This is a genomic window from Endozoicomonas sp. YOMI1 (assembly GCF_024606345.1).
Classification (GTDB): domain Bacteria; phylum Pseudomonadota; class Gammaproteobacteria; order Pseudomonadales; family Endozoicomonadaceae; genus Endozoicomonas.
In genome coordinates, this window is the sequence record NZ_JAHHPM010000309.1 from 1 (window position 1) to 7,573 (window position 7,573).

12 protein-coding genes and 1 pseudogene are annotated in these 7,573 nt (G+C 49.7%); 3 read left to right on the forward strand and 10 right to left on the reverse strand.

The annotated features are described in order from the left end of the window. Nucleotides 1–43 precede the first annotated feature (43 nt). The 9 genes from KDK15_RS11060 to KDK15_RS11100 form a co-directional block, all read right to left on the reverse strand. Nucleotides 44–304, reverse strand: coding sequence for an AlpA family transcriptional regulator (locus KDK15_RS11060; RefSeq protein WP_174783933.1), 261 nt, complete (start codon nucleotides 302–304; stop codon nucleotides 44–46). A gap of 115 nt (nucleotides 305–419) precedes the next feature. Continuing rightward, nucleotides 420–1,613 carry a hypothetical protein gene (locus tag KDK15_RS11065; protein ID WP_257295416.1) on the reverse strand — a complete coding sequence of 398 codons (1,194 nt, stop codon included), beginning with the start codon at nucleotides 1,611–1,613 and terminating at the stop codon, nucleotides 420–422. A 79-nt stretch (nucleotides 1,614–1,692) separates the two neighbouring features. Then, nucleotides 1,693–2,028 carry a hypothetical protein gene (locus KDK15_RS11070; RefSeq protein ID WP_257295417.1) on the reverse strand — a complete coding sequence of 112 codons (336 nt, stop codon included), beginning with the start codon at nucleotides 2,026–2,028 and terminating at the stop codon, nucleotides 1,693–1,695. A gap of 11 nt (nucleotides 2,029–2,039) precedes the next feature. After that, entirely contained in the window at nucleotides 2,040–2,531 is a 492-nt protein-coding gene (locus tag KDK15_RS11075) for a single-stranded DNA-binding protein (RefSeq protein WP_257295418.1), read from the reverse strand. Further along, nucleotides 2,531–4,069 carry a YqaJ viral recombinase family protein gene (locus KDK15_RS11080; RefSeq protein ID WP_257295419.1) on the reverse strand — a complete coding sequence of 513 codons (1,539 nt, stop codon included), beginning with the start codon at nucleotides 4,067–4,069 and terminating at the stop codon, nucleotides 2,531–2,533. Before KDK15_RS11080 ends, KDK15_RS11075 begins: the two co-directional genes overlap by 1 nt. After that, nucleotides 4,070–4,267: a hypothetical protein gene (locus KDK15_RS11085; protein WP_257295420.1), complete on the reverse strand. Its 198-nt coding sequence runs from the start codon at nucleotides 4,265–4,267 to the stop codon at nucleotides 4,070–4,072. Continuing rightward, nucleotides 4,264–4,860, reverse strand: coding sequence for an ERF family protein (locus tag KDK15_RS11090; protein ID WP_257295421.1), 597 nt, complete (start codon nucleotides 4,858–4,860; stop codon nucleotides 4,264–4,266). Before KDK15_RS11090 ends, KDK15_RS11085 begins: the two co-directional genes overlap by 4 nt. Next, nucleotides 4,850–5,251, reverse strand: coding sequence for a hypothetical protein (locus KDK15_RS11095; RefSeq protein ID WP_257295422.1), 402 nt, complete (start codon nucleotides 5,249–5,251; stop codon nucleotides 4,850–4,852). The genes KDK15_RS11090 and KDK15_RS11095 overlap by 11 nt, the downstream gene beginning before the upstream one ends. Then, a complete protein-coding gene (locus KDK15_RS11100; protein ID WP_257295423.1) occupies nucleotides 5,220–5,540 on the reverse strand; it encodes a hypothetical protein in 321 nt (106 codons plus the stop codon). The genes KDK15_RS11095 and KDK15_RS11100 overlap by 32 nt, the downstream gene beginning before the upstream one ends. 192 nt (nucleotides 5,541–5,732) lie before the next feature. Between KDK15_RS11100 and KDK15_RS11105 the strand changes: the two genes are divergently transcribed. After that, nucleotides 5,733–6,212: a RusA family crossover junction endodeoxyribonuclease gene (locus tag KDK15_RS11105; RefSeq protein WP_257295424.1), complete on the forward strand. Its 480-nt coding sequence runs from the start codon at nucleotides 5,733–5,735 to the stop codon at nucleotides 6,210–6,212. On the opposite strand, the gene KDK15_RS11110 is transcribed toward KDK15_RS11105, so the two are convergent. After that, nucleotides 6,207–6,842 carry a LexA family transcriptional regulator gene (locus KDK15_RS11110; protein WP_257295425.1) on the reverse strand — a complete coding sequence of 212 codons (636 nt, stop codon included), beginning with the start codon at nucleotides 6,840–6,842 and terminating at the stop codon, nucleotides 6,207–6,209. The two genes, KDK15_RS11105 and KDK15_RS11110, sit on opposite strands and share 6 nt — an antisense overlap. Before the next feature lie 179 nt (nucleotides 6,843–7,021). On the opposite strand from KDK15_RS11110, the gene KDK15_RS11115 reads away from it, so the two are divergent. Beyond that, nucleotides 7,022–7,375, forward strand: coding sequence for a hypothetical protein (locus KDK15_RS11115; RefSeq protein WP_257295426.1), 354 nt, complete (start codon nucleotides 7,022–7,024; stop codon nucleotides 7,373–7,375). Beyond that, nucleotides 7,372–7,573, forward strand: a pseudogene (locus tag KDK15_RS11120) (hypothetical protein); the annotation flags it as partial. The gene KDK15_RS11115 and the pseudogene KDK15_RS11120, both read left to right, overlap by 4 nt.

The following is a 7,573-nucleotide window of genomic DNA, read 5'->3' on the forward strand; positions in this document are numbered from 1 at the left end:
GCTTCCTTATGGAAGCCTTTTGTGTATATGGTCAGGTTCGGAATCAGTTCGGATTCTGACCGAACTTTTTCTCCGCTTCAGCTTCTGCCAGATTCTCATAGGTTTGCTGGTGATCCACCCAGGCTTTCAGATCTTCTACCCGGTAACGAATTGACCGGCCCAGTTTAATAAACGGGGGCGGTGTCTGGCCAAACAGCTCTCCCGATACCCTCGACTTGTCCAGTGCACTTTTACAAACACCAATAAACATTGCCGCTTCACGGGTTGAGTAATTGATGCATTCAATGGGGGCTTTCACTTCCATGCCACTTGCTCCTTTTTTGAGGGGAAAGATTTTCGATTAGTTTTAGTTGTTCTACAGTTCATAGGAATTTCCAATTTCCATTGAAGCTGGTTCTTTAAGTTGGCCATAGGCTTGGTTAAAAAAATTTCAGAATGTCATAACCCAGAACCGGTTGGGCATTACTGGTGGTCAGTCGCTTACTGTTTCGGTTGTGGAACGAGGTTTCCGTTGGATCGTACATCAGGCCATATTGCCAACCACGGTCGGTAAGCAGGTATTTGCCTTTTTTGCCCTGACCGGTCCATTTGATGATTCGCAGTTTTTCCAACACCTCGACTACATGTTGGCGGCTCCGGCCAATAAACTCGCCCAGTTCTACCAGAGAGAAGTAATCGTCCAGCTCGTAGCGGTTGCGTTTACGCCTTTGTTTTCTCTGGATAGGCTCTTCATCGGTTTCAGAACCAACCTCCGCAGGATCAGCATAGCGGCCATCCTGATTGATCGATTCAGTTTTGGATTCATTGGGGAGAGTAGATGGCAAACGGTTCAGTACGGTTTGATACCATTTCACCTGTTTCACCGGAGTGCCGCTGTTATGTGTTTTTCCGGTATCAAGGATTTCACACAGAGGCTGACCCTGATCGGTAGGTACCCACAAGCTATCGGTTTTGATCTGGAGTCCTGCCGCTTCCAGTAACTTGTTTACCTGACGGGGGTCTTGTGGCGGTGTCATCATCTGGCCGAGCTGGGTTGGCGTAAACGTCATGGCCTGAACCGGCGCCATCAGTTGTTTCTGACCCATGGCTTCCAGCGGTGAGAAACCGATCTGGCTTTTCAGCAACCGGTCAGCGGAGAGCAATTTCTGGTTTCCGGAAAAACCCAGTGCTTCAACAAAAGCCATAGCTCTCAGGGAGGTGGCCATATTCATTTCGAGCATCGCCAGGGGTGTGGATAGTTTCGGCTCTTCAGGTTTAACGTCTTCTTTTAAGTGAGCTGTGGGAATCGCTCTGCCGGATTCCAGGTTACCCCATCGCAATACCAGGTCGGCGCAATAATTTCCGTCAATGGAAGCCATGGCAGTGATGCTGTCGAGGCGATCCAGTAACAGATGTTCCACAAACTGTCCTGAAACCCCCTGTTTTGGCCTCTCCTCAATTTGAGGAGAGGCAATTGCACCCTCTTTAACCAGTCTTTCGATGGTTCGTTTAACATTATCTGACCGTTTGCCAGCCACATTGGCTATCTCGATATGGGACATTTTCAGTTCGGTTGCACCGGGCAGCATCTGGCTTTTGGTACTCTCTGGGGCTGTAAGAATTTTAACGTCCATAGTCAACTTTCCTTTTTGTGCGATTTTGTGGATAACTTCAGTGTTCAGTTTTTCCACAGGTGTTATTGGTAATTACTATTCAGTGAATCTTGCCGCTTGCATGCACGACGGGGTTCTGTTCATTTTCACGGATTCGTTGCAGGATCAGCCCGGTCACCAGCATCGCCTGATCCCGTGCCTGGGGGCTGTTAATACCCACGGTGATGGCAACAATCAGCGTCGTCATTTCAATCAGTAAGGTTTCTGCATTTAACAGTCGGCCTTCCATTTCTTCACCGATCCGGTCTGCCAGCATGACTTTTCTTGCCAGTTCCTTTTCCTCCTTTTTCGAGCTGAGACCAGCGGTCTGCTTTTGTTTTATCTCTATGGCCAGGGCCAGGTCATCTGGTGTAAGTGGGCGCATTCCGGCTTTCATTAAAAGATCCTTTAAAATGGGATGGAGTCGTCGTAGGAGTCATACTGTTGTGTTTGCATGGGCTGGGGAGTGTGACCGCCATCCCGGGCATTGGTGTATTGGTTCTGATGCGTGCCCGGCTGTGACTGATAGTTCTGAGGCTGAGCCTGCTGACCATTGGGGTTCTTTTCCAGAAACAGCAGCTTGCCGTTATATCCGCTGTACACGACTTCAGTCTGGTAGCGATCCTGACCATTCTGGTCCTGCCATTTTCGGGTCTGGAGCTGGCCTTCGATCATGACTCTGTGGCCTTTGCCCAGATACTGAGCGGCCAGTTCAGCAGGTTTGCCATAGAGAACCACCCGGTGCCATTCGGTGCGAGTTTGTTTCTGGCCATCTTTTTTCCAGCTCTCTTCGGTGGCGATGGAAAGAAGGGTTACGGCATTGCCATTGGCGGTGGCTTTGCCGTCCGGATCTTTGCCCAGTCTGCCAATCAGGGTGACGCGGTTCATGGATGCGGCCATCAGGCGATCTCCTTTTCTGTTTGTAGAGAAAGTTGTTGAGCGGGGGTGATCAGTGCAGCACGGCGGATGATCAGTTCGATGCGGTATTCGTTGCCGTGGCGGTCAAAGCGGTAGCAGTCCAGTGAGCCTTTGCCGAGCCACTTTTCCATGGCGTGGATATCATCGGTCAGGATTTCTTCGGTGACTTCGCCATTGGTGTAAAGCAGATCGGGTTGGTCTTCGCCTTTTTCGGGTTCTTTGTCAGCTACCTTCTGCTTGGCTTCCTGGTTCAGCCGCAGTTCAATAATGGCCATCAGGTCGGTTTGCTCTTTATGGAGAAGCACATCCAGATCCGGAAACAGGTAGTCCTTATTCACTGCTATTTTCCGGTACATCGCCAGATTGTTTTTTACGTCCTGTGCCTGCTGCTTCTGTTCGATCCGAGCCTGTGCCAGCCGATCATTTACCGCTGACTGCATACTGGCGACACTCTTTTTCCCCTTGATCACCTCCTGAAAATCAGCAGGCATAACCACTGCAGCGATCCAGCCGGGAGTAAGTTCGGTATTAATCACCTGACGTTCTTTTTCCAGGGTAGTGACGGCTTTCAGTACGATGCTGTCTTTGATGTGCTGCTTCTGATGCTTGACCTGCTTATCCAGAGACTTACGTCTGGTAGCCATGGCTTCGGTCAGGTGGTCGATACGGGTGAAGAGTCGGGCGATGTCCGGTACCTGGGCAAGCGCAGTCTCTTTGCCGTCCTTCAACTTCGTTTCTGTCTTTTTGAAAAACTTCACCGCCGATTCGGCATCAGCAAAATCCTGATCGGTCACCAGTGCTGATTTGACGGAATCAATGCGTTTGAAGATCTGTTCTTCCAGCAGGTGCAGGTTGGAATCAATCACGGATCCATCCAGCTGTACCACCAGTGCCGTGGTGTCCTGAATTACTTCGCCTTCCAGTACCTGTATAGGTGTTTCCGGCTCGAAATTCTGCAGATCCTCCTGAAACTGTTTCCATCCGGCGATCAGGGCCTCACGACGATGATCGTGGGATTCGTAGTAGACATAGCGCAGCTTGGCGGAGGTGCCATCAGAGCAGACAAGCAATACCCGTTCGGCACCGCTAACTAGTAGCTGTTGTTCTAACTGCCAGTAATAGTCAGGCTCAATGCCTTCCCCTTCAATTTGGGCAACCAGCTTTTCATTCCAGAGCTTGTGCTCAAAGACCAGGTCTTCCATCATGGTCAGTCCGTCGAAACTGGCCAGCAGAGGTAAATCGTCGATGATGGTGACACCGGTGGCTGGAAATAGGTCCGCTCCGACTATTTTTTCTGCCAACGGTCGGGCTTCTGCTTCGGCCCGATGCCTGGCATCGAATTTCTTTTGCTGAAATTCGTTTACCTCTGGGGTACTGCCTGTTTTCTTTTGATGCAGCAGCTGGTCACGACTGAGAAACGGACTGTCGCCCATCATGGCCGGTGCTTCGCTGGCGGTGAAATGATTCTGGCGCAGGGCGAGCCATTCAGGCGTCCCCTGCTGGATATCGAGAATTTCCATTTAGTGGCCTCTGGGTTGGATGGCTTTCAGTTGTTGTACTTGTTGTGGGGTGGCTGGCGCTTTGGAATTTATTTTGCGGATTATCCGATCTGCACTCTGTTGGCCGGACTCAATGGATGCCCTCCATTCTGGTAACAGGCGTTTGAAGTCTTTATCGGGGTAATGGTTTTGAGCCGGTGGCTGGGTCGAGTCCTTCATATCGGGCACATAGCCATCGGTGTCATCATCGGTGCAGTGCAGGCCACGCCAAGAATCCCGACCAGAGTCTGACGCTTCAGATAAGTCACGGTAGAGCCGATCTGTTGCAGGGCGCTTTTTTTACCGGTGTTGTCCATAGGGCCCGTGGCCGTGTTACAGATGGTGTGGCCGGATACATGGGTCAGATTGCAGGTGATGATGATGTTTGGCCCATTCTGCTGTTGCTCAAACCAGTAGCTCAGTCCGTAGCGGTGAAGAACCGGCTGAACCGCAGCAACCACATCATCAATGGAGGCGTAGGAGTACTCCATGCGACCGCCATTATTGGTGTTAAAGGCAGCGGTCTTGTTCTTTTTAAACACTGGCATCTCTTGCTGAAAACGGGAAAAGGCTTCGTTAAACTGTTGTCGTGCAACAATGGACTGGCTCTGTTCGTACAGGCTCATTACCCGTTCCAGTGTGTCGATGCTGGCATTCTGGGTAATGGCGGAATGCATAATCTGACCCACTTCCGACAGTGCAGAAGATTCAGGTTTATCCACAGGCAACACTTCTGTGGATTCAATCAGTTCGGTTTTCTTTTTAGCTGGCATGGCGAAAGGCCTCGTCCCGGTGAATGCGATTTCTGACGGCCAGCACCTGGTCGGCAATTTCCATCCGGAAACTCTTTTCCAATGTGCTGGATAGTGTGCGATGCAGCTCACACCAGGCACGGAAATCAACGATCACGGCATCTGCCGTTTTCGGATCCTTACGCCATGCGGTGATTTCATCCCTGATGACCCGATAGATCTGGAGCACCGTCATATCCGGCGTGATATTGCTGGCAATGCGATCTTTCAGGATGCATACCTTGCCGTAGTCGTAGGTGTACTGATTGATGTTCAGCCAGTCACTAATCCCGGTGATGACCGGTTCTTCCAGGCGGTTTACTTCTTCAGTCTTTATTTGCTTAACCACGGCAATAACCTCGTTTGCTCGCATAGTTGATAACATCCCAGCCAGAAAGGCGGGTATTTTCGTCGTTGCAGTCATGCACCAGCTGCTTCACGGCCAGCCAGCGATAACCTTGCATGGGATGGAATTCTTCCAGGGTAAGGAAACTGCCCGGGGTCAGAGCGCCAAAACCGGCAATGATGGGCTTGTGATCTTCGATCTGTTCCTGAATGTGGGTTTCAATCCGTTCAAGTTCGGACTCAATGGTCTCTTCGAGGGCTTCCCTGTCATCAATGGTATTGAGATGCCGGTTGAGGTCGTGAGTGACTACGTCCATTGGTATTCCTGTTTTTTATTAATTTGGATCTGAATCTGTAATAAATTTATATAATGCGGAAGTTTATTCCGCAAATGCGGAATAGATAATATTTATAAATTGGTAGTAATAACTTGATAGTTATAGGCTATAAAGTTTTTTTAATTGCCTGTTTATTAAGGAGTTGCAGGAAGTTTTTTTGAGGTGGCAGGAATGGATCTGGCAAAGGAGTGGGTAGAGTGGCTTCCAATAACGGTGCAGTCAGAGATTAATTTGGACAATAAATTGGATTTATCTTCCATTTTTATTGATTCGGTACCAGTGGGAAAGGGCCGGCCACGGTTTACCCGCAGCGGACGCTGTTATACGCCCTCTGCCACAAAGCAGGCAGAGCAATCTGTCCGGTTGGCTGCGGAAAATCAGAGAGACAAAGGCATGCTAACCGGTTCGGTAGGGGTTTTGGTGCTGGCTGTATTCCCGGTGCCGAAAAGTTGGTCAAAGCCTAAACAGCAACAGGCAATGGCGGGCAAGATTCGGCCCGGGGTTAAGCCTGATTTTGATAATGTGGCGAAACTGTATTGCGATGCTCTCAATGGTGTTGTCTGGCAGGATGACAAGCAGATAGTAGATGGCCGCTGCATTAAACTCTATGGACAGCAGCCCGGAGTGCTGATTTTGTACTGGCCGCTATAGGGGGCAACTAAAACCAACGGCTGTGCCCTGGTATATGTCCATAATATTGCCCCGATAGGAAATGGTCAGATCCCGGTATAACGGATTGATCACTCTGAAAATATGTTCATTGGCATCCATTCGTTGCCAGACCCGCAGCATCATGCGGCCGTCGTGTTCAATCAGAAGAATTTTTCCCGGTGTCGGGGTTTGCTCCACATCAATCTGGACATGGCTTCCGGAGGGTATATGCCTGATTTGAGCATTATTGGGATCAATCATACTGTCATTGTCCAGTCGGATAAGAAAGCTCTTACTACCGGATTCCACAATGGGAAACAGTATGCCTGGATCAGTTTTAATGGCCTGCTGTTTCTCTTCTATTTGCTGACGAATCGCTTTCACATCATCCAGGGTGATGAGCGGGATGGCATGCGGGTTTTTCTCTTGCTCGCCGGTATCCAGCCAGCAAACCGTGACGCCTAACGCATCGGCAATGGCCATTTTCTGTTCCAGCTTTATAGGACGGTTGCCGTTCATCCAGGCATTCACAATCGACTTCCCCCAGCCAATCTTTTGGGCTAGCTGTACATCAGATATTTTTAATTCGGACGCTTTCTGTCGGGCTCGTTCGTACCACTGGGTTGTCACGGTGTTATTCCATTATTTGTGATTCTTTAGCAACACTCTAACACCTGCTTCAGGAAGCATTAAGTCACAGTGTTGAGGATAATGGCTGTCATTCAGCCAATATGGTGGCTTTAATTGATTTATTATTCCAAAAATGCGGATAAGATATTTCCCGTAACACGCATAAATGGATTTTGGAAATGATACAACCTGACCAGAAGCGCCTTAGCGAAGGCAGTTTGAATGAAGAAGACACTCTGAACGAGGAAGCCCTGCCACTCTACTGGTATGAGATTCCATGGCCAATCCGTGGTCATCACCCGCACTTTGAAATGACCCACGATCTCTATGATGAACTGGTGAAAACCTACCCCAGCATCAATGTGGAGCAGGAGCTGATCAATGCTTATGCCTACATGAAGGATCGTTTCCCCGGGTGCAGTGAAGGCCGGTTCACTCGCTTCATAACCAACTGGCTGGAGAAAAATGAGCAGGTAAAGCGGAAGACCAATCGGTGGTTTGGCCGGGGAGCAGCTGATGGAGGTTGTGTATGAAGGACTTTGGCAAGGTCTCAGGGCAGTTCTGGATCAGTGATGATATTCAGTCATTGTCAGATAAAGCCAAACTGCTGGCGCTTTACCTGTTGACCACCGGTCACGGGAACCTGATTGGTATCTTCAGGATGCCAAAAGGCTACATGGCGGCAGACCTTAACTGGGACGAGCCGAGCGTTGAACGAGCGATTGCCGAGC

Bases quoted from the DNA above. Each gene is read 5' to 3' on its own strand.
- KDK15_RS11060 (WP_174783933.1), bottom strand. From the start codon at position 304: ATGGAAGTGAAAGCCCCCATTGAATGCATCAATTACTCAACCCGTGAA.
- KDK15_RS11065 (WP_257295416.1), bottom strand. From the start codon at position 1,613: ATGGACGTTAAAATTCTTACAGCCCCAGAGAGTACCAAAAGCCAGATG.
- KDK15_RS11070 (WP_257295417.1), bottom strand. From the start codon at position 2,028: ATGAAAGCCGGAATGCGCCCACTTACACCAGATGACCTGGCCCTGGCC.
- KDK15_RS11075 (WP_257295418.1), bottom strand. From the start codon at position 2,531: ATGGCCGCATCCATGAACCGCGTCACCCTGATTGGCAGACTGGGCAAA.
- KDK15_RS11080 (WP_257295419.1), bottom strand. From the start codon at position 4,069: ATGGAAATTCTCGATATCCAGCAGGGGACGCCTGAATGGCTCGCCCTG.
- KDK15_RS11085 (WP_257295420.1), bottom strand. From the start codon at position 4,267: ATGAAGGACTCGACCCAGCCACCGGCTCAAAACCATTACCCCGATAAA.
- KDK15_RS11090 (WP_257295421.1), bottom strand. From the start codon at position 4,860: ATGCCAGCTAAAAAGAAAACCGAACTGATTGAATCCACAGAAGTGTTG.
- KDK15_RS11095 (WP_257295422.1), bottom strand. From the start codon at position 5,251: ATGCGAGCAAACGAGGTTATTGCCGTGGTTAAGCAAATAAAGACTGAA.
- KDK15_RS11100 (WP_257295423.1), bottom strand. From the start codon at position 5,540: ATGGACGTAGTCACTCACGACCTCAACCGGCATCTCAATACCATTGAT.
- KDK15_RS11105 (WP_257295424.1), top strand. From the start codon at position 5,733: ATGGATCTGGCAAAGGAGTGGGTAGAGTGGCTTCCAATAACGGTGCAG.
- KDK15_RS11115 (WP_257295426.1), top strand. From the start codon at position 7,022: ATGATACAACCTGACCAGAAGCGCCTTAGCGAAGGCAGTTTGAATGAA.